General features: G+C 41.7%; 20 protein-coding genes and 1 other RNA gene. 2 read left to right on the top strand and 19 right to left on the bottom strand.

From position 1 onward, the window contains the following. Window positions 1-50: 50 nt before the first annotated feature. From tsaD to tadA, 19 genes are all read right to left on the bottom strand, one after another. Window positions 51-1,082, bottom strand: a complete 1,032-nt coding sequence (gene tsaD / locus AC1EKL_RS04110; RefSeq protein ID WP_480188526.1) for a tRNA (adenosine(37)-N6)-threonylcarbamoyltransferase complex transferase subunit TsaD — start codon at window positions 1,080-1,082, stop codon at window positions 51-53. A 3-nt stretch (window positions 1,083-1,085) separates the two neighbouring features. Beyond that, complete coding sequence (gene rimI, locus AC1EKL_RS04105) at window positions 1,086-1,652, bottom strand: ribosomal protein S18-alanine N-acetyltransferase (protein WP_480188525.1); 567 nt, start codon at window positions 1,650-1,652, stop codon at window positions 1,086-1,088. After that, entirely contained in the window at window positions 1,636-2,364 is a 729-nt protein-coding gene (gene tsaB, locus AC1EKL_RS04100) for a tRNA (adenosine(37)-N6)-threonylcarbamoyltransferase complex dimerization subunit type 1 TsaB (RefSeq protein WP_480188524.1), read from the bottom strand. Before tsaB ends, rimI begins: the two co-directional genes overlap by 17 nt. Before the next feature lie 109 nt (window positions 2,365-2,473). After that, a complete protein-coding gene (gene galE, locus AC1EKL_RS04095) occupies window positions 2,474-3,469 on the bottom strand; it encodes a UDP-glucose 4-epimerase GalE (RefSeq protein WP_464465313.1) in 996 nt (331 codons plus the stop codon). An 84-nt stretch (window positions 3,470-3,553) separates the two neighbouring features. Continuing rightward, a complete protein-coding gene (locus AC1EKL_RS04090) occupies window positions 3,554-4,510 on the bottom strand; it encodes a Ppx/GppA phosphatase family protein (RefSeq protein WP_480188523.1) in 957 nt (318 codons plus the stop codon). A gap of 3 nt (window positions 4,511-4,513) precedes the next feature. Continuing rightward, the gene (locus tag AC1EKL_RS04085) at window positions 4,514-6,760 is read right to left on the bottom strand and encodes an RNA degradosome polyphosphate kinase (RefSeq protein WP_480190208.1); all 2,247 of its coding nucleotides are present in this window, start codon (window positions 6,758-6,760) and stop codon (window positions 4,514-4,516) included. Between the two features lie 3 nt (window positions 6,761-6,763). Further along, a complete protein-coding gene (locus tag AC1EKL_RS04080) occupies window positions 6,764-8,263 on the bottom strand; it encodes an exopolyphosphatase (protein WP_480188521.1) in 1,500 nt (499 codons plus the stop codon). 98 nt (window positions 8,264-8,361) lie between these two features. After that, on the bottom strand, window positions 8,362-9,111 hold the full coding sequence (locus tag AC1EKL_RS04075; RefSeq protein ID WP_480188520.1) for an acyl-[acyl-carrier-protein] thioesterase: 750 nt from the start codon (window positions 9,109-9,111) through the stop codon (window positions 8,362-8,364). An 8-nt stretch (window positions 9,112-9,119) separates the two neighbouring features. Continuing rightward, window positions 9,120-9,983: a 16S rRNA (cytidine(1402)-2'-O)-methyltransferase gene (gene rsmI, locus AC1EKL_RS04070; protein ID WP_480188519.1), complete on the bottom strand. Its 864-nt coding sequence runs from the start codon at window positions 9,981-9,983 to the stop codon at window positions 9,120-9,122. Window positions 9,984-9,996: 13 nt separating this feature from the next. After that, the gene (locus AC1EKL_RS04065) at window positions 9,997-10,338 is read right to left on the bottom strand and encodes a DNA replication initiation control protein YabA (RefSeq protein WP_006917030.1); all 342 of its coding nucleotides are present in this window, start codon (window positions 10,336-10,338) and stop codon (window positions 9,997-9,999) included. A 10-nt stretch (window positions 10,339-10,348) separates the two neighbouring features. Then, window positions 10,349-11,350, bottom strand: coding sequence for a DNA polymerase III subunit delta' (gene holB / locus AC1EKL_RS04060; protein ID WP_480188518.1), 1,002 nt, complete (start codon window positions 11,348-11,350; stop codon window positions 10,349-10,351). A 32-nt stretch (window positions 11,351-11,382) separates the two neighbouring features. Further along, a complete protein-coding gene (locus tag AC1EKL_RS04055; RefSeq protein ID WP_480188517.1) occupies window positions 11,383-11,703 on the bottom strand; it encodes a cyclic-di-AMP receptor in 321 nt (106 codons plus the stop codon). A gap of 23 nt (window positions 11,704-11,726) precedes the next feature. Further along, window positions 11,727-12,365 carry a dTMP kinase gene (gene tmk / locus AC1EKL_RS04050; RefSeq protein WP_480188516.1) on the bottom strand — a complete coding sequence of 213 codons (639 nt, stop codon included), beginning with the start codon at window positions 12,363-12,365 and terminating at the stop codon, window positions 11,727-11,729. Window positions 12,366-12,375: 10 nt separating this feature from the next. Next, a complete protein-coding gene (locus tag AC1EKL_RS04045) occupies window positions 12,376-12,624 on the bottom strand; it encodes a YaaL family protein (protein ID WP_480188515.1) in 249 nt (82 codons plus the stop codon). Between the two features lie 2 nt (window positions 12,625-12,626). Then, complete coding sequence (gene recR, locus AC1EKL_RS04040) at window positions 12,627-13,226, bottom strand: recombination mediator RecR (RefSeq protein WP_480188514.1); 600 nt, start codon at window positions 13,224-13,226, stop codon at window positions 12,627-12,629. Window position 13,227: 1 nt separating this feature from the next. Continuing rightward, window positions 13,228-13,542: a YbaB/EbfC family nucleoid-associated protein gene (locus tag AC1EKL_RS04035; protein WP_480188513.1), complete on the bottom strand. Its 315-nt coding sequence runs from the start codon at window positions 13,540-13,542 to the stop codon at window positions 13,228-13,230. 27 nt (window positions 13,543-13,569) lie between these two features. Next, the gene (gene dnaX / locus AC1EKL_RS04030) at window positions 13,570-15,282 is read right to left on the bottom strand and encodes a DNA polymerase III subunit gamma/tau (RefSeq protein ID WP_480188512.1); all 1,713 of its coding nucleotides are present in this window, start codon (window positions 15,280-15,282) and stop codon (window positions 13,570-13,572) included. A gap of 197 nt (window positions 15,283-15,479) precedes the next feature. Next, window positions 15,480-15,579: signal recognition particle sRNA small type (ffs, locus tag AC1EKL_RS04025), an RNA gene on the bottom strand. Window positions 15,580-15,615: 36 nt separating this feature from the next. Then, window positions 15,616-16,125 carry a tRNA adenosine(34) deaminase TadA gene (gene tadA / locus AC1EKL_RS04020; RefSeq protein ID WP_480188511.1) on the bottom strand — a complete coding sequence of 170 codons (510 nt, stop codon included), beginning with the start codon at window positions 16,123-16,125 and terminating at the stop codon, window positions 15,616-15,618. Between the two features lie 268 nt (window positions 16,126-16,393). On the opposite strand from tadA, the gene nrdH reads away from it, so the two are divergent. After that, complete coding sequence (nrdH, locus tag AC1EKL_RS04015; protein ID WP_006917048.1) at window positions 16,394-16,615, top strand: glutaredoxin-like protein NrdH; 222 nt, start codon at window positions 16,394-16,396, stop codon at window positions 16,613-16,615. Between the two features lie 95 nt (window positions 16,616-16,710). Then, complete coding sequence (gene nrdE, locus AC1EKL_RS04010; protein WP_480188739.1) at window positions 16,711-18,882, top strand: class 1b ribonucleoside-diphosphate reductase subunit alpha; 2,172 nt, start codon at window positions 16,711-16,713, stop codon at window positions 18,880-18,882. Window positions 18,883-18,892: the final 10 nt, after the last annotated feature.

The following is an 18,892-nucleotide window of genomic DNA, read 5'->3' as shown; positions in this document are numbered from 1 at the left end:
GATTAAAAAGAGCAGGACGAATTATTTTCACCCTGCTCATCAATTACTAACTATTCTTTTTTATTAACCGGAAATGATAATCCTGGTACTGCATTAAGATCATTACCTGCACGATCGCCATGGCGATAAGCAACTTCAGCCGCCGCACCAATCATTGCCGCATTATCACCACAATATTTCAACGGCGCTTGCAGCATTGTTACATCTGGGAAATTCTTACGCATTTCTTTCGTTAATCGTTCACGTAATCCTTGGTTAGCCGCGACCCCTCCAGCTAAAATTAATTGTTTAACTGGGTACTCACCTAATGCCCGTAGCGTTTTTTCCGTCAGTACATCAACCACACTCTGTTGAAAACTGGCAGCTAAGTCATACTTATTTAACTGCTCACCACGTTGATCAGCATTATGACATGTATTAATGAACGCACTCTTTAATCCAGAAAAACTAAAGTCTAGATTAGCTTCCTTTTCCATGGCTCGTGGGAAATGGAAAGTATCTTGTCCCTGATGCGCCCATTCGTCAATGGTCTTTCCTGCCGGATAGTTAACGCCCAACACCCGACCAATTTTATCGTAAGCTTCACCAGCAGCGTCATCTCTAGTTTCACCAATAATTTCGTATTCATGTTCACTAGGCATATAAACTAATTCTGTATGGCCACCAGAAACTAATAACGCCATTTGAGGAAATTGAAATTCACCCACAAACCGTGCCGCATAAATATGACCTTCCATATGATTAATTGGCACTAGTGGTAACTGATGAGCCCACGCCACCGTTTTAGCTGCCGTAACCCCAATTAATAAGGAACCCACTAAGCCAGGACCATACGTGACCGCAACCGCATCTAAATCTTGATAATCCACTTGAGCCGTTTCCAAAGCTTGGTGAATACACCGGGTAATCCACTCAATGTGATGGCGACTGGCTACTTCCGGGACGACCCCACCAAATCGTTGATGGCTTTGGATTTGTGTAGCGACAATGTTAGATAATATTTCAACCCCATTTTTAACAACTGCAACACTAGTTTCGTCACAACTCGACTCAAAGGCTAAAATAAGCGTATCTTTTGCCATTGGTTAATTTCCTTCTCTTTCTAATTTCTTTAACATATCAAATGCATCTTCACCATTATCTCGATAGTAGCGTGCGCGAGTCTGGGTTTGACGAAAGCCAAGCTTCCGATACAAACGTTGAGCACGCTGATTAGAGCGCCGTACTTCCAAGCTCATACTTACGAACCGATCCACTTGCGCCTTTCTTTCAATTTGATTCATTAAAAAGGTTCCCAACCCGTGATGTTGCCAAGCAGGTAATACACCAAAATTTGTGATATGAACATCCTGTGCATAAGCGTTAAAGGCGGCACCAATAAATCCCACTAATTGTTTAGAATCATCGTCAATTAACAATAGATAAAGAGTATTGGGCCGACTCAAATCAATTTTAAAGGCCATTTTGTTCCATGGTGTTCGACCATAAATCTCCTTTTCGACCTCCAAAAGTTGTGGAATATCCAGCAACTGCCCCCTGATAAGTCGATACCGTTGCCGATTAATAATGACATCATGATCTTGATAATGGACCGGTTTGCCATTCACATCATCGAGAAAGTCTGCAAACCAGCGACTAAACTTCTTGAACATAGTTAGCGTCACTATGCTTTCCCGGATGCTGCTTTAGCCAGTTTACTTCTGCTTCAGTCATCCGTAAGTAATTTGGTACAAAATCATCAATATTATCAATCACTGCTGCTTGTTTACCAAGATGGGCTAATTGTTGCGTTGATGGCAACGCATATGTTTGCGGTAGTAACTGGATGTTAGCTGGTAGTTCAACCTTTTCTGCACTGATTTTCCTCGTCAGTTCGCCAACTAGGTATCCACTCTGGTCATGCTTAATTACTGTCTCAATTAATTGCCGATAGCCAATATGTTGTTCAGGGATAACATTGGTTAACTGACCATTCTGGTACTGGTAACCGCCAGCAAATACATTTCCCCGCCGCGCATCCATAAACGGAATAATCAATTGGTTAGTAATTGGTGGAACGTTCGCAGCAATGACCTTCAAGCTTGAAACTCCAACCAAGTCTTTTCCTAAGGTCATTGCTAACGTTTTGGCAGTCGTTACCGCGATTCGCACTCCAGTATACGAACCAGGCCCATTAGCAACAACAATTCGATCAACATCGCTTGGTTGCCAACCAACTTTGGTAAAAAGATCATTGATTGCGGGCAAAACATAAACGCTATGGTTACGTACCATGTTTAATGTAATTGTAGCTTTTAATTGATCATCCTCAACAAGTGCAACACTCATGGGATGATTAGAAGTGTCAAGAGCGAGTATCTTCATCTTTCTCCGTCCTTTCATACAGTAAGTATCTTACCATATTCGTCAAGTCAGCTCAGTGAGTTTCAATATAAAAACGGCGACTGGTTAATCCCAGTCACCGCTGCTTTATTTAATTACGATCATCATAACCCTTTGGATGAGTTGAATGCCACTTCCAAGCCGTAGCAATAATATCATGAACATCATCATATTGTGGCTTCCAGCCCAGTACACTGCGAGCCTTATCACTAGCCGCAATTAATGAGTCTGGATCCCCTGGACGCCGGGCAGCAATCTTGGCTGGAATTTCCTTGCCAGTTACTTCCCGTGCCGCTTCTAGCATTTGCTTATTAGAGAACCCAGTTGAAGAACCAAGGTTAAATGCATTAGATTGGTTATTATCTTCCAAATACTTAAGCGCCAAAATGTGCGCATCCGCTAAATCCATGACGTGAACGTAGTCACGAACGTTAGTCCCATCAGGAGTATTATAGTCATCGCCAAAAATACTTAATTCTGGTCGCTTTCCTTGAGCAACTTGCATAATGATTGGAACCAAGTGGGTTTCTGGCCCGTGATCTTCCCCAATCGTGCCATCCGGAGCAGCCCCCGCCACGTTGAAGTAACGAAGCGCCACAAACTTGATGCCATAAGCTTTATCTGCCCAGGCCATCATATGTTCCATCATGAGCTTAGACAAACCATATGGATTAATTGGCTTTTGCGGATCCGTTTCTTTAATCGGCATGTGCTCTGGAATACCATAGGTAGCGGCCGTCGAACTAAAGACGATGTACTTAATTCCAAAGTCGCGCATCGCTTCCAATAAAGTAATCATTCCACCGGTGTTATTGTCAAAATACTTCAGTGGTTCACTCATGGATTCAGGAACGATTGAGAATGCCGCAAAATGGACAACTGCCTTAATATCCTCGTTTAAAAAGATGCGATCCAGAAAAGCCCGGTCACGGATGTCACCTTGATAAAACTTAGCTTGAGGATCAATTGCTTTCTTATGGCCAGTCGACAGATTATCTGCCACAACCACGTCTTCGCCATTTTCAACTAACCGTTTGACCATGTGTGAACCGATATAGCCGGCCCCACCACAAACCAAAATTGCCATCTTTGTTTGCCTCCATTTTTAATAAAAGTTTACTAAAACTTTACTAGCATTATACCACGTTTTCATTTTAACAGAGATTTGATTTTAAATCTCTTGTAGTTGACTTCGTTCAATTTCATGATCTAGGTATTCAAATAATAAGCCTTCACGGAGACCATTGTTACTGAAACGGACTTCACGTAAATTCAGTTGTCTTAGTAACGCCATTAATGGTAGGAGTCCCCCGACGATCACATCCGCACGGGAACTATTGATACCACGAATTCCAGCCCGCCCATTGCGGTCAGTCGCTAACAACTCATGCATCATTTGGTTGGCTTCGCTGGTTTGCATCGTCAGCCCATGGACTGGTTGGACGGTCGCCGGATCCTTCGCTAATTTCCACCGGTACATTTTGGCTAATGCACGATTACTGCCGCCAAGCGCCACTACTTGCGTATGACGGGCCCGATTTAACCACCGCTGGGTCGATAACATTTCATCAACCTTAATTGTTGCATCGTAGAGGTCAGCTGCCCTAACCTGGTCATTCAAATGATACTTTTGGGAAAGGGTCACTGAACCAATTGGTAAACTTACTAATTCTTCAGCCTGCCCTTGATCAACTAAGATCATTTCCATACTGGCACCTCCAGTATCGATGATTAGACCATTATCAATGGGTAAAGTACGGGAAACGCCGACATAATCTAAGTAAGCTTCTCGTTCACCCGAAAGAATTGTAAAACGGATGTCGAGCTCATTTTCGACCCGGTGTAAGAATTCTGCTTGATTAACCGCCTGCCGGACAGCAGCAGTAGCAACCGCAATTAGCCGCACATCCTTCAATTCTGCGCAAATATTTTTAAACCGGGTTAACGTTGCGATCGTTCGCTCCATTGGCTCCGGTTTGAGAACCTTTTCTGGCCCCATATTTTCTGATAAGCGAACATACTCTTTTTCATAACGAACTAATTCTGTCCGCTGATTTTCAAAAATACGGGTAATTCGTAAACGACAAGAATTCGATCCCAGATCAATAATTGCTAAGTTAATACTCATCGGCTACTCCTTTTCATTGGTCGCAGTCTTGTTTAACAGCAGACCAGAAACATGCTTAGTTAAAGTTTCAAAAACGTTACTAAAATGCTTTTTGTTTTTGCGCTCATGCTTTTCCTTTTTACGTAGTGCTGTGGCCTCATCCATAAAGAATTGTTGTGAGTTCACCGGTTTTTGACCGTCTGGATGCATTTTGACATAGTGATTGCCCACTAATCGCCAAGCTTTAGTATTATCATGCCACATTTCGTGAAAAATACTAATTGCCCGGGCTTTGGTTTCATCCTCCGTTACCGGGAATAATTCTTCTACCCGTCGATTTAGATTTCTCGTCATCATATCAGCACTCGCCAAATATATTTCCTCATGGTCGTTTCCGCTAAAGTAATAAATTCGGGAATGTTCTAGGAACCGTCCCACAATTGAATGGACTTGAATGTTACCATGCAATTCTGGTAAATCATTTCGTAAACAAGTAATCCCACGAACAATTAGACGAATCTGTACTCCCGCAGTCGCCGCTTCATATAGGTGAGCAATAATCTGCTTGTCGGACAAGGAATTCATCTTCATACCGATCAATGCAGGATTACCACTTTGCGCGATTTTTATTTGCTGATCAATTTTCTCGTTAATAAAATCCCGAATCCCGTTTGGTGACACATGTAACTTATGGAAATACTTCGGTCGTGCAAAGCCGGAAAGCATATTAAAGAGGTTCGTCATATCACTACCTAATTCATAGTCACAGGTAAGTACTCCCATATCAGTATAAAAATGGGCAGTAACATCATTATAATTTCCCGTTCCTAAATGCATGTATCGCCGTAAACCATCTTCATCCCGGCGAATAACTAACGCTAATTTACAGTGCGTCTTTAGCCCAGCTAGTCCATAGATAACGTGACATCCCATTTGCTCCAGTCGACGTGCCCAACGGACATTATTCTTTTCGTCAAACCGCGCCTTAACTTCGACCAAAACTGTTACTTGTTTTCCACGTTGGGCTGCCATACCAAGATATTTGATAATCGGCGAATTTCCGGATACCCGATAAAGGGTCATTTTAATTGCCAAGGTTGCATCATCCAACGCCGCTTGATGGATAAAATTGACCACCGATTGAAAATCGTCATATGGATGTTGCATTAAATAGTCTTTCTGCCGAATAGCATCGAAAATATTATGATCCATGTCTAAAATTGGGTTCAAATATGGTTTAAATGGCGAATAACGTAAATCAGCATGACCATTGACCATCCCAGATAATTTTTTCAGAAAACTTAAATCAACCGGACCATCCACCCGGTAAATCGCATTCTCAGCCACGTGTAAATTATCACATAAGCGCTCTTCCAACCAGTGGTCAAAGTGATTACCAATTTCAAGCCGCATTACTTGCCCATGTTCGCGAGCTCGTAACTGGTGTTGAACAGACCGTAATAAATCAGACGTATCCTCCTCGGCTACATCTAAATCCATATCCCGCATTACACGATATGTGCCGCTGGCATCAATCTTGTAGCCAGGAAACAATACTGCCATAAATTCTTGAATCAAATCATCGATTAATACAAAATGATTCTTTTCCGGTAATTTTACTAACCGCTTGTAGATACTTGGCACCCGGATTGTTGCAAATTTATCGCCATGGTGCCGACGGTCTTCATGTGGTTCGGGAGTTTGACCAACTACTTCTTGGTCACCCTCCAAAACCGGATCGTTTGCCGGCTTTCCATGCTTTTTCCGGTGAAGTTTTACCGCAATATTTAATGACCCATTATTAATAAATGGGAAGGGCCGGGAAGCATCATCCGCCATGGGTGTCAATACTGGCAATAATTCATCGTTAAAGTACCGACGGGTAAATTCGTAATCACGATCTGGTAAGTCCCGCTCCCGGAGAATTTGAATATCATGGCGAGCTAGTTCGGTCAATACATGCTTGTTATATACTCGGTAACGACGTTCTACCATCTGGTGTTCCTTGTCATTAACAGCTTCCAACTGCTCTTCTGGCGTCATTCCAGAAGCGTCAGTTGTCGTAACTTTGGCTGCGGATAACTTATGCAAAGAAGCAACCCGGACCATGAAGAACTCATCCACATTACTTTGGGTAATCCCAACAAAGTTAGCTTGTTCCAATAATGGATTATGCGGGTCTAATGCTTCATCAAGCACGCGACCGTTAAAATCAATCCACGATAGTTCACGGTTAACGTAGTTCGTTGGTTTATAGAAGTCTTTATACATCGCTTAATCCCTCCCCACAATCATTAATTTAGGATGCAGTCCATATACTTCAGCAAACAGCTGGTTTTTCCGCTCGAATGCCCACTGTTCCAAAACCAAATCATCAGTAGTTTTAACTTTAATCTGCAAATCATCCCCAACTAGTGCTAAATGAACTTGGAGAATCTTTTGCAATCGTGAATCGTCTAAGGAATCTGCTACCCGTAAAATCGCTGCTAATTGGGCCACCGGCAATTGAATTTCACTGTCCAAGTGCATGTAGTGGGGTTGACTAACTTCCGGCGTTTCAGAACTGTGGTACCGTGAAACTTCAGCAATCACTTCATTATCCTGACTGGATAAACCAATTAACGGGTTGGCTTCTAGAATATACGCTGAATGGCGATAGTGCCCTTGCGGGTTAATAAAGTTACCAATGTCATCAACCTTACATGCTACCTCCAGTAACAAACGATAATGGTCATCCAAGCGGTGAATTGGTTTTAGCGCATCATACAACTGCATGGCAACTGCAGTCACAAACCGCTTATGGCTAGAATCCGCCCCATAGCGAATTGCTAGATTATCGGCAGCCGTTTTAACCATTTTAATAACCACTTCGGGGTGTGCACGGGTGACTTCCAATCCATCAAGCACTGAAACGTCCGTCACATAAACTTTCTTGACGTTCAATAACCGCATCATTTGCCGAACAATCAAATAGGTTGGTAAGACCCAGTTAACACTCTGTTCATCAACATCGTAGTGATGAATAATGTATTGATCCGAAGCGTTCAGTAAGTGTTGATACCGTTTATGAAATTCTTTATGGGGAACCTTCTCAACATGCTTTTCAGCTGGTAAATACCGCTCTGCTAACGTTTCGGCACCTTGAATTAACATTGTCGACTCTTCATTATTTTTCAATTCTGGCACTAAGTACTCTAGCTTTGAACTAATGTAATCTAAAATAATGTCACTAGGGGTGGCGGCTGTTTGCCGTAAATTATTAACCAATTGACTAAGACGCGCTTTACCTAAATCGATTTCCCAAGAACGGGTATACTTACCCTTTTTGTAGTAGGCTAAATTACTGGTGTTAAGGCCAATATTTAAGACGTACCCCGTTAACTGTTTCTTCTCAATCTCTTCGTGCTCGACAACTTGATCAACCGCTGCCAGGACATTAGCTAGTGTTTGATCCTTGTTTAACCACTGAATTTTTAATCCAGTGCGCACGTAAATTTGATTTGCAACATACTTTCCCGTAACTAGATCAATATCCGTCAATGCTCCGTATAGATAATAATTAGTTACTTGGTAGTCTGCCAGTAACCTTTTAAAGCCCATCAGATTATTCGCAATGGCTGAAATATTTTCCGCATAATTAGCAATTGCTTGCTGTCCGACATGTAAAGATCCAGACCGGGCTTCATTGACAACCTGGTGTTTATCTAAATCAATGATTCTTAAGGTTAACCGATCGGGTTTTAAGAAGATTAATCCCAATAATCCTTTTTCCACAGCAAACGCCCCTTTACTTCTCCTGATTACTATTTCAGAATACCACGGACCATGCAAAAAAGGGAATTCATCAATTGATGAATTCCCTTTTAAAATTTTCACTGCCATTTAATCGTCGCCATAGCACACTTTTGCGTTCCTACCCAAATCTGATGCTGGGTCGTCCATTCCTGTTCATTGTTTTCTATAGTGGCGGCCATACTGTTGACCACTGTCTGTGGACGCACTTCATGCTCATAATTCATCCGGATCCCTACAATTTGGTGTTTCTGCAAGAAATCATGATCTAACGTATCAAGCATCCAATCAAAATACCGGGCATTATTCACATGACCGTTGTAATCAATATCAAAATAACGAACCTGATAGTGGTTTTCTTGCCATTCATCAGTTGCCACTACCTTATCCGGACGAGCCACCTTTGGCAATCGTAGGCTGCTGGCTGCTTCATATGGAGTCATAATTACTTCTGGAATTTTAGCCATTCGCCGTTTATGTAAATCCATATAAACAAAGAGGCCGTTCACCGTCCCAATAATTTGCTCATGGTAATCTTTGATCACAAATTGGCGAACCACGAAGTATTTATTGTAAGCAACAATTGCAGTTTCAAATTTGACCTGTTCATTTTCTTTTGGCCATTCTCGTTGAAAATGCCCTTCATAATCAATGATTACCCAGCCACCGCCAAGCTCTTTGGTGACGTGTTCATCCACCCCTAACTGAGCATTCTGTTTTTCGGAAGCTAAGATCATCAACGCCACTAGCATACTCAAGCTAAGATGGCCACTGGGATCACATTCATAGTAATTAACTTGATGCTCAAGGATAAATTTTTGTCCTGCCATAATAACTCCTAAAACTGATGATACTGTTTGTATAACTCTTGTCTTTTAATTCCTAAGCGTTTTGCTACTAATTTAATGGCAGCATTCGTACTGAGTCCATTAGCTACTTCTTGGTCAACCTGTTCAATTGGCGTCCCCTGCGATCGTTCCTGAATTTGCTCAATTGATTGATCATTACCGGCCACTAAAATCACAAATTCGCCCCGAACCGGATTTGTATCAGCCCACTCGATGACTTCAGAAAGCGAACCGCGAATAAACTCTTCATAACGCTTGGTTAACTCCCGGGCTAAAACCACCCGCCGTTCCATTCCTAAAACTTCCGCCATGGTTTTCAAAGTTTTTTTCAGTCGGTGGGGTGCTTCGTAAAAAATCATTGTTTCACGATGCATTTTCAGTTGTTTTAACTGGCGGACTTGTTGCTGGTGTTTACGCTCTAAAAAACCATAAAAAGTAAATGGCTGCGGACTCAGACCTGATGCAATTAATGCCGTGATCCCAGCATTAGCCCCCGGAAGCGGTACAACGGGGATATCCGCGCCCACACAAGCAGCCACTAATTCCTTCCCCGGATCAGAAATAGACGGCATTCCAGCATCACTACATTGGGCAATTTCTTGACCCGCCTTTAATTTTTCAATTAACTGGGGGATTCGTTCTGCCGTATTGTGTTCATGAAACGAAATCGTGGGGGTATGAATATCAAAGTGATTGAGTAAGATTTGCGTATGCCGAGTATCTTCGGCAGCAATTAGGTCGACTGCCGTTAAAGTCTTAATTGCTCGCATGGTCATATCGTCTAAATTACCAATTGGTGTTGGTACCAAATACAGTTTCCCAGCGTTTTCGCGAAAGCTCGACATTGTTTGCATTATCCCTTACTCCTTAATTATGCCGCCCATAAATAGCATCTAAGCAAAACGTACAAGATTCATTTGGCTCCAGGCGTTTACCATACATGTCATTACAAACATGAAACCCTTCCTGATAGAGCTTTTGCAACATTTTTCGTGACTCAGAAAGACCCTCTTCTTGTTTTTGAACATGTTTATCCGCAATCACTTCGTGCAAATGCTCATTTTCAATCGTTAGCCGCGCATTTTCTGCTAAGACCTTAGTCATCCGGTCAGAAAGAATTTCAATGCTTTCCATTAAATCCTTGGTTTGTTGACTTAACCTGGCAAATTGCTCGTAAATTTCGCTCTTATCAACTGGTTGTTTTTCCATGACAATTCACCTACCCATGTAACAACTTTAAGATCCGTAACGTTTGTTGTTCGGCCACGTTTTGAAAACTAATATTTTGTCCCAACATCTGGTGAGCTTCAAGAGTCACCTGACTAGCCTGAATTAACTGATGCATCGAATACCGCTGGACACCATTAACAATGATTTCCTGCCATTGCTGAAAATACAATTGGTCACTTTCTGCTGGCATTAATTTAGCAACTAGTCCATCACGCCAGATTAACGCCATTAAATCCAGCATCAGTAATTGCTTTTCTCGTTCACTAGCAAGCCCCTTCATGACTGTTTGAATATCCACGAAAGCCACGGGATCTCCTTGAACTAATTCTTTAAACCACTGCACAACTGCGTCAATCGCTTTTGCTAACCAATCATCAGCCACCCATTGAGCTGCCTGCTCAGCTGAGTCTGTTAACCCTAAAATAATTGATAGTAAGTATTCTGGAATTTTTTTGCTATCCAGCAACTCTTGAGTAATTGTCTTAGCAAGCGGTTGTAATTCAATAATCTGGGTTCGGGATTGAATCGTGGGCAACACTGCATTTTTATTATTTGTTAATAAAAAGATGTAAATTCCCGCCCCAGGTTCCTCAATAAATTTAAGGAGACTATTCGCAGCACTAACGGTCATTTTATCGGCATCCTCAATAATGAAGACCTTTTTCTGGCCTTCCATCCCGGACTTGGTAAACTCCGCCTTTAAATGACGAATTTGATCAACTTTGATTTGCCGGCCTTCTGCAGTTGCTCGGACCACATCAGGGTGGTTACCTGATAAAATCCGTTGACATTCATCACACGTAAAATCTGGCCGACCTGCTTGACGATGGGAACAAAAGATACTCAGTGCTAGCCACTGAGCTAATTCCTGTTTTCCAGAACCATTGGGACCTACAAATAGATAAGCATGCGCTAATTCTCCATTACTAATAATGTGTTGAAAACGTTCAACAATCGCTGGCTGCAAATCCTGGGCTGTTAATGATTGCATTCCCACGTTGTGCTCCTCTCAGTTTGTTGCGCTTAAAAGTGCAACATTTTATCGACCGGTAAAATAAATACCGTTGCACCGCCAACTTGAACATTGACTGGTACAGAATTAGCAGCATTGTCAATATAGGCTGTTGGCGTCATATATTCTTGACGAGTCTTCGCATTCGCCTTAATAATCTCTAACGCTTCATCCACTCGCTTATCCTCAACTACAATCATAAATGTGGTGTTTCCCTCATGAAGGAAGCCACCAGAAGTGGTCAACTTAGTGACCCCGATTTTATTTTTTGCTAGTGCATCCCGAACCCGATTACTATCCTTCGGTTGCACAATTGCCATAATCATTTTCATAAGTTCTTCCTCCTTCTCGTTCCTTATTCAAGGTTGAAACGACTTTGAATCATTTTCTGCACCGTATTAATAACCGTTGGCAGTGGCTGACTCGCGTCTACTAGTTGAATTCGCTTTTGGTGACGTTGAGCTAAAGTCAGGTAAGCATTCCGAACATCCTGGTGAAATCGTAACTTTTCTCGATCTAATCGGTTGACCTGATTTTGCCGATGTTTACTAATTCGTTCGAGCCCTAATTCTGATGGAATATCCAGATAAATGGTCAAATCCGGGAGAAGTCCATGAATGGCAAATTGGTTTAATTCCCAAATATCATCCGCACCAAGATGACGTCCGCCACCCTGGTAAGCGACCGAACTATCAACGTATCGATCACTCAGGACTATCTTTCCCGCCTGTAATGCGGGCTCAATATCCTCTACAATGTGCTGACGACGGGCCGCAGCAAATAATAGCGCTTCCGTCCGTGCATCCATATTTGTATTGTGATCGTCAAAAAGAATCTGTCGAATTTGTTCTGAGATTCGGTTACCACCCGGCTCTCGCGTTAATAAGACGGCTTGTTCACCATACTTTTGCGTCAGCCACTCTTGAATTGCGCTGATGACACTTGTTTTCCCCGCACCATCGGGTCCTTCAAATGAAATAAACCTTCCTTGCATATCTATTCTCCTAATGTTGGATGACCCCATCATTAAGGTGCCCATGTGCTTTTCTTTTCCGGGCCCATTGATAAAGGTACATGTACTTGCATTCCTGCAGTTTAGTCCGATCAGTTAATTCGCTATCAACGTGACCTTCATAAACGGCCTGTTCTGTTTCGCGCGCCTGATTCCAACTATCTTTGGTTGCATAAATTAATTGCATGAGTTGACGATTACCGATTTTACGCATCCGCTGCGGATCACTTTTAAAGAGCATGTCTACATCTCCGTTCTTCCTTGAACCGCTTTGAATAAAGTAACTTCATCAGTGTAGTCAATATCCGCACCCGCAGACAAACCATGGGCAAGCCGGGTGACCTTAATTCCCGCGGGCTTCAATAACTTAGCCAAGTACTGAGCAGTTGTTTCCCCATCCATTGAAGCATTGGTAGCAATAATTACTTCCTTAACTTCTGAATGCTTTTTTAAACGCTCAATTAATGATGGAATGTTAATATCCATCGGACCAGTCCCTTCACTTGGAGAAATTGTCCCGTGTAATACGTGGTATAAGCCATGATACTCATTCATCCGCTCCATGGCCATTACATCACGCGAATTTTCTACCACCACAATGGTCGTTTGGTCGCGCCCCTGATCCTTACAAATTGGGCATGGATCGTCTTCGGTAATGTTTCCACAAATAGAACAATAATGAAGATCCTCTTTAACTGATACCAAAGCCCTAGAGAAATCTTTAACATCGTCTTCATCCATGCCGATTGTATAAAAAGCGAGGCGCGTTGCCGTTTTTTCACCAACTCCGGGTAATTTCATGTAACTCGCAATCAACTTAGCAATTGGTTCTGGGTACTGCATACTACATTCCTAGTCCTTTAGTGTATTTGCCAAGTTTTTGCTGCGTTGCAGCATCCACTTTTTGGAGGCCATCATTGACCGCTGCCACAACTAAGTCCGTCAACATTTCAACATCGTCAGGATCAACCGCTTCCGGCTTGATTTGTAAGTCAACTAACTTTTTATCACCAGTAAACTTAGCCTTGACCATGTCATCTGGTGCAGTTCCAACAAATTCTTGTGCTGCTAAATCCTTTTGCTCTGCCATCATCTGCTTTTGCATTTTTTTGGCTTGCTTCATCATTTGTTGCATATTCATTCCGTTCATTCCGCGCATTGTTTTATTTCTCCTTTATTAACATTATTAATCGTTCTTAATTTCCACATCACCAGTTCCAAAAAAATTTTCCGCTTGACTGGTGATTTGATCATGTTGCTTTTGCTGACTCGTCTTTACTGGATCTTTTACTTGAGTGGTCGACTGCTTTTTAAAATAGCCCCGATCTGCCAAAAAATCATGCCGGATTTGTGGCCATTTGCCACTCGGGACAAACGCAACATGCCGTTCACTACCGGTAATCTTTTCCAGCCCTTGATTGACATCATCAGCCAAATTCCCGACTGACGCTTTTTGAAGTAAAAAACCATTATCAAACGCTACCACAACCCCATCCGGGCTCGCTGCAACCGGCTTAGAAAGTTCAATCAGTGACCGATAAGCTGGATTCAGCAGATTTAAAATATCTGGCCACATATTTTGTAAATCAACTAAATCTTGCTTAGTAGCATGATCTAATATTTGGTAAACCTGTTCCAGGTTAATCCGCACTGGTTGACCAGTTGGTGCCGACTTTTTAGGCTGTACTCGAGGCTGATTAACCGGTGGAGCCTGCTTTGATAACTTTTGCACCACCTGTTGCAAAGATTGAACCTGTTGCTTCAGCTGATCAATTTCTTGTTGATCGGCAGTCACAGTTGTCGATGGTTGCTCACTGCTAATTTGACTCAATCGAATCGTTAATACTTCCAAATAAACATCTGGATGGGTAGTAAAACGCATTTCATCTTGAACTTGATTTAAGACATCAATCATCTGGTAGAGTTGTTGAGCATTAGCTAACTGGCTAAGTTCTTGAAAGTCCGCTTCTTTTAACCCTGTTGCTGCTATTTCAATTAGCTCCGGTGACTCTTGGTACAACAACAAATCACGAATAAAGGAAATTAGATCCTCAATAAAGCGTTGTCCATCTTTTCCTTGACCCAAAATCTGGTCCATCGTCTTCAAGGCAGCCGGGCCTTCATGGGTAGCAACCTGTTGAAAGTACGTTTGTAGTAGCTTTTTGGTAACACTTCCAGTTACCAGCAAAGCATCATCTAATGTTACATCATCATCGCCAAACGATAAGGCCTGATCAAGAATACTAAGTGCATCCCGCATTCCACCTTCAGCTGCATTCGCAATCACCCATAAGGCCTTTTCTTCATACTTAAATTTCTTTTGATCCAAAATATACTTCATTCGGTCAAAAGTATCCTGCGGTGAAATCCGATGAAAGTCGAACCGTTGCACCCGGCTTAAAATTGTTAACGGAATTTTATGTGGTTCAGTGGTCGCCAAAATAAAAATAACGTTAGCTGGTGGTTCTTCTAAAGTCTTAAGTAGCGCATTGAACGCTCCCGTCGATAACATGTGGACTTCATCAATTATGTAAACCTTATAATCTGCTTGAGTGGGCGCATATTTAGCCTTATCACGAATATCACGGATCTCTTCCACACCATTATTAGAAGCGGCGTCAATTTCAATGACATCGTTTAACGTTCCGGCAGTAATTGATTGACAAATCTCACATTCGTTACAAGGTTCCCCATCTTTTTGATGGTGACAGTTAATCGCTTTGGCGAAAATTTTGGCTGCCGAAGTTTTACCAGTTCCCCGGGGCCCAGCAAAGAGGTAAGCATGACTAATCTGATTGGTAATAATCGCATTTTTTAACGTCTGGGTAATGACTTGTTGTCCAACAACATCAGCAAACCGCTGTGGTCGCCAAACCCGATACAATGCTTGATAGCTCATAAATTTCCTCCTTGATGAACAAACTTCTGCTAAATATTATACTAGGTTTTACTCACGGGATAAAAGCGAAATCTTGACTTCATACAACAAAAATAACCAGGAGGGGGCAATGTTCCCTCCTCCCGTACAACTCTACTATATAGTGATTTTTTTGAATCTAAAAAGAAAGGGACTGGCAATTGCCAGTCCCTTGAGTTAATTGCATATCAACTTAGAGCACAAAACACATCAAACTTAGTGCTGCTTCCTTCCGGATCTGACACGGTTCGTAAGCGTGTCCTTGCCCTAAGGCCTTACGGCAATAAATATCATACACTATTTCTTAAGTAAAAACTAGTCTTGTTCACGGTTTCTTTTTCGTTTTGCTAATTTTTTTCTTTGGCGAATTTCACGAAAAAAGTGTTTTAACATCTGACTGCACTCATCCTGTAACAACCCTTGATGAACCGTCACTTGATGATTTAGTCGGGAATCATTCAGTAATGTATATAAACTATTGACTGCTCCAGCCTTTGGATCCGGTGCAGCGTAATATACTTGGCGCAGACGTGAATGAATGATTGCACCACTACACATAATGCATGGCTCCAAAGTAACGTAAAGATCGCAGTCTTCTAATCGCCAACTATGGAGCGCATCACAAGCCTCCATGATTGCCAAAATTTCAGCATGGTAAATACTCTGCTGATATTTCTCACGCATATTATGTCCCGCACCAATAATTTGTCCATCTTTAACAATGACCGCCCCAATTGGGACCTCGCCTAACAACTCTGCCTGGTGGGCTTCATTAATGGCCGCTCGCATAAAGTCTGCCGGTTCCGTATAATCAAACATCTCCATACGTCACCTCCAAACAACAATTTGTGGTCCATTTTCTTTCTATCATACCTAATTTTAAAATAAAATCGACTGTCAATTCAGTCATTCCTCTAAAATTAATTTACAAAAAAGTAGAAAAACGAAAACGCTTTACCACCACCATATATGGTGGATTAATAAAACTAATAACACAATATCTGCTGTTTACACGTTGATTTTTTACCGAAAAAAGCTATACTAAGAAACATCAATTACAAGATTTAGATTAATCTTCGGGAGGATGAGAGTGATGGTAACTGTCTTTTCAAAAAATAATTGCGTCCAATGTAAAATGACCAAAATGTTTCTCAAACAACATAATGTTAGCTTTGTCGAACATAATATTGATGAACAACCAGAATTTATTGAACGGCTTAAAGCTGATGGCTTTCGTGCCACACCTGTGGTTAAGCTTCCTAACGGCGATGCCTTTTCTGGATTTCGTCCTGACATGCTGAAACAACTTGCCTAAGGGTTTCAAGCTTAACAGGCACCGGTAAATATACAGTGCCTGTTTTATTTTTGCTATTTTTAATCAACCTAAGAGATAAGAGAGTGTGTGAATTTATGGCTTTATCAGACATCGACCTAACCAAAGTTAAATACTTTGATTACAACAACGAAATCAATATTCCTAAGAATGGTCAAATCCAATTAGACAAAGATAAGTTAGCATTAGACGATTTTATTAAAAATAACGTTGAACCAAATACTAAGCACTTTGCTTCTGTTCAAGAACGACTAACGTGGCTAATCGACCATGACTATCTGGAAGAAGGATTCATTCGTCAATATCGTAACGAATTTATTGACAAATTATATGACTATTTAAAATCTAAGCACTTCCATTTCCACTCATTCATGGCAGCATATAAATTCTATGCTCAGTATGCTTTGCGGACAAATGATAAGGAATATTACTTAGAGAATTATATCGATCGAGTAGCAATGAATGCACTTTACCTCGCTAATGGAAATGAGGACTTAGCGATGGACTTAGCGCATGAATTAATTAATCAACGTTATCAACCAGCTACCCCCACCTTCCTTAATACGGGGCGTAAACGTCGGGGCGAATTCGTTTCCTGCTTTGAAATCCAAACCACGGATAATATGAATACCATTGGTCGGACCATTAACTCTGCCCTCCAACTGTCCAAGATTGGTGGTGGTGTTGGTATCAACTTAACTAATCTGCGAGAAGCAGGCGCCCCAATTAAAAAGATTAAAGGTGCCGCCAGTGGTGTGGTCCCAGTTATGAAACTTTTGGAAGATGCATTCTCTTATTCTAACCAACTGGGACAACGACAAGGCGCCGGAGTTGTGTACCTCAGTGTCTTCCACCCAGACATCGTCGAATTTCTTGGTGCCAAAAAGGAAAATGCCGATGAAAAAATTCGAATTAAGACTCTTTCACTAGGGGTTACCGTTCCTGATAAATTCTATGAACTTGTTGAAAACGATGAGGATATGTACTTGTTCAGTCCTTATGATGTGGAACGGGTCTATGGCGAACCATTTGCCTACGTTGATATTACTAAAGAGTACGATAACCTGGTCGCTAACGATGAAATAACCAAAAAGAAAATTAATGCCCGCGACCTCGAAGATGAAATTTCTAAACTACAACAAGAGTCTGGTTACCCATACATCGTTAATATTGACACTGAAAATCGTGCCAATCCGATTGACGGTAAAATCATCATGAGCAACCTTTGTTCTGAAATTGCCCAAGTGCAAAAGCCTTCCGTCGTGAATGATGATCAAACCTACCAAGAATTAGGGACGGATGTTTCATGTAACCTAGGTTCTACTAATATTGCAAATATGATGGAAACTCCCGACTTCGGTAAGTCAATTCGTGCTATTACCCGTGGTCTAACTCATATTTCTGATATTGAAAACCTTGACATTGTCCCATCAATCAAACGTGGAAATGCTCGTTCTCATGCAATTGGACTTGGCGCGATGGGATTGCACGGTTATCTCGCAAAACACCACATTCAATATGGTTCTCCGGTTGCCCTAGAATTTACCAGTGTCTACTTCATGTTATTAAACTACTGGACGTTGGTCGCTTCACATGAAATTGCCGTTGAACGACATGAAACGTTTGCTGATTTCGACAAAAGCGCCTATGCGGACGGTTCCTACTTTGATAAATACATTACAAAAGATTGGGGACCACAATCAGAAGCTGTTCAAGAACTCTTTGCAGGAATCTTTATTCCATCGATTGATGATTGGAAGCAACTAAAAGCAGCGATTATGGAAGACGGTATTTATAATGCTTACCGGCTTGCGGTAGCGCCAAACGGATCCACTTCTTACATTGGCGATTCGACTTCCAGTCTTCAGCCGATCATCAATAAAATTGAAGAACGGCAAGAAAAGATGATTGGTAAAATCTATTATCCAGCTCCGTATCTAAGCAATGACACAATGCCTTATTATAAGTCTGCTTATGATACTGACATGCGTTCAGTGATTGATACCTATGCAGCTGCTCAGCAACACGTTGACCAATCGCTTTCCATGACACTTTTTATGCGTTCCACCATCCCTGAAGGAATGTATGAATGGAAAGACGGTCGCACAGATAAGATGACCACTCGGGATTTAAACATCCTTCGTCACTATGCTTATCAAAAGGGTATCAAATCAATCTACTACATTCGGACATTTACTGACGATCAAGACGAAATTGGTGCTAACCAATGTGAGAGTTGCGTAATTTAGTCAACACGAT

This window comes from Limosilactobacillus sp. C0001E2 (genome assembly GCF_056590915.1).
The sequence above is the reverse complement of the archived record's forward strand: the minus strand, read 5'-3'. Positions and strand labels throughout refer to the sequence as shown.

Bases quoted from the DNA above. Each gene is read 5' to 3' on its own strand.
- tsaD (WP_480188526.1), bottom strand. From the start codon at position 1,082: ATGGCAAAAGATACGCTTATTTTAGCCTTTGAGTCGAGTTGTGACGAA.
- rimI (WP_480188525.1), bottom strand. From the start codon at position 1,652: ATGTTCAAGAAGTTTAGTCGCTGGTTTGCAGACTTTCTCGATGATGTG.
- tsaB (WP_480188524.1), bottom strand. From the start codon at position 2,364: ATGAAGATACTCGCTCTTGACACTTCTAATCATCCCATGAGTGTTGCA.
- galE (WP_464465313.1), bottom strand. From the start codon at position 3,469: ATGGCAATTTTGGTTTGTGGTGGGGCCGGCTATATCGGTTCACACATG.
- AC1EKL_RS04090 (WP_480188523.1), bottom strand. From the start codon at position 4,510: ATGAGTATTAACTTAGCAATTATTGATCTGGGATCGAATTCTTGTCGT.
- AC1EKL_RS04085 (WP_480190208.1), bottom strand. From the start codon at position 6,760: ATGTATAAAGACTTCTATAAACCAACGAACTACGTTAACCGTGAACTA.
- AC1EKL_RS04075 (WP_480188520.1), bottom strand. From the start codon at position 9,111: ATGGCAGGACAAAAATTTATCCTTGAGCATCAAGTTAATTACTATGAA.
- rsmI (WP_480188519.1), bottom strand. From the start codon at position 9,983: ATGCAAACAATGTCGAGCTTTCGCGAAAACGCTGGGAAACTGTATTTG.
- AC1EKL_RS04065 (WP_006917030.1), bottom strand. From the start codon at position 10,338: ATGGAAAAACAACCAGTTGATAAGAGCGAAATTTACGAGCAATTTGCC.
- holB (WP_480188518.1), bottom strand. From the start codon at position 11,350: ATGCAATCATTAACAGCCCAGGATTTGCAGCCAGCGATTGTTGAACGT.
- AC1EKL_RS04055 (WP_480188517.1), bottom strand. From the start codon at position 11,703: ATGAAAATGATTATGGCAATTGTGCAACCGAAGGATAGTAATCGGGTT.
- tmk (WP_480188516.1), bottom strand. From the start codon at position 12,365: ATGCAAGGAAGGTTTATTTCATTTGAAGGACCCGATGGTGCGGGGAAA.
- AC1EKL_RS04045 (WP_480188515.1), bottom strand. From the start codon at position 12,624: ATGCTCTTTAAAAGTGATCCGCAGCGGATGCGTAAAATCGGTAATCGT.
- recR (WP_480188514.1), bottom strand. From the start codon at position 13,226: ATGCAGTACCCAGAACCAATTGCTAAGTTGATTGCGAGTTACATGAAA.
- AC1EKL_RS04035 (WP_480188513.1), bottom strand. From the start codon at position 13,542: ATGCGCGGAATGAACGGAATGAATATGCAACAAATGATGAAGCAAGCC.
- dnaX (WP_480188512.1), bottom strand. From the start codon at position 15,282: ATGAGCTATCAAGCATTGTATCGGGTTTGGCGACCACAGCGGTTTGCT.
- tadA (WP_480188511.1), bottom strand. From the start codon at position 16,125: ATGGAGATGTTTGATTATACGGAACCGGCAGACTTTATGCGAGCGGCC.
- nrdH (WP_006917048.1), top strand. From the start codon at position 16,394: ATGGTAACTGTCTTTTCAAAAAATAATTGCGTCCAATGTAAAATGACC.
- nrdE (WP_480188739.1), top strand. From the start codon at position 16,711: ATGGCTTTATCAGACATCGACCTAACCAAAGTTAAATACTTTGATTAC.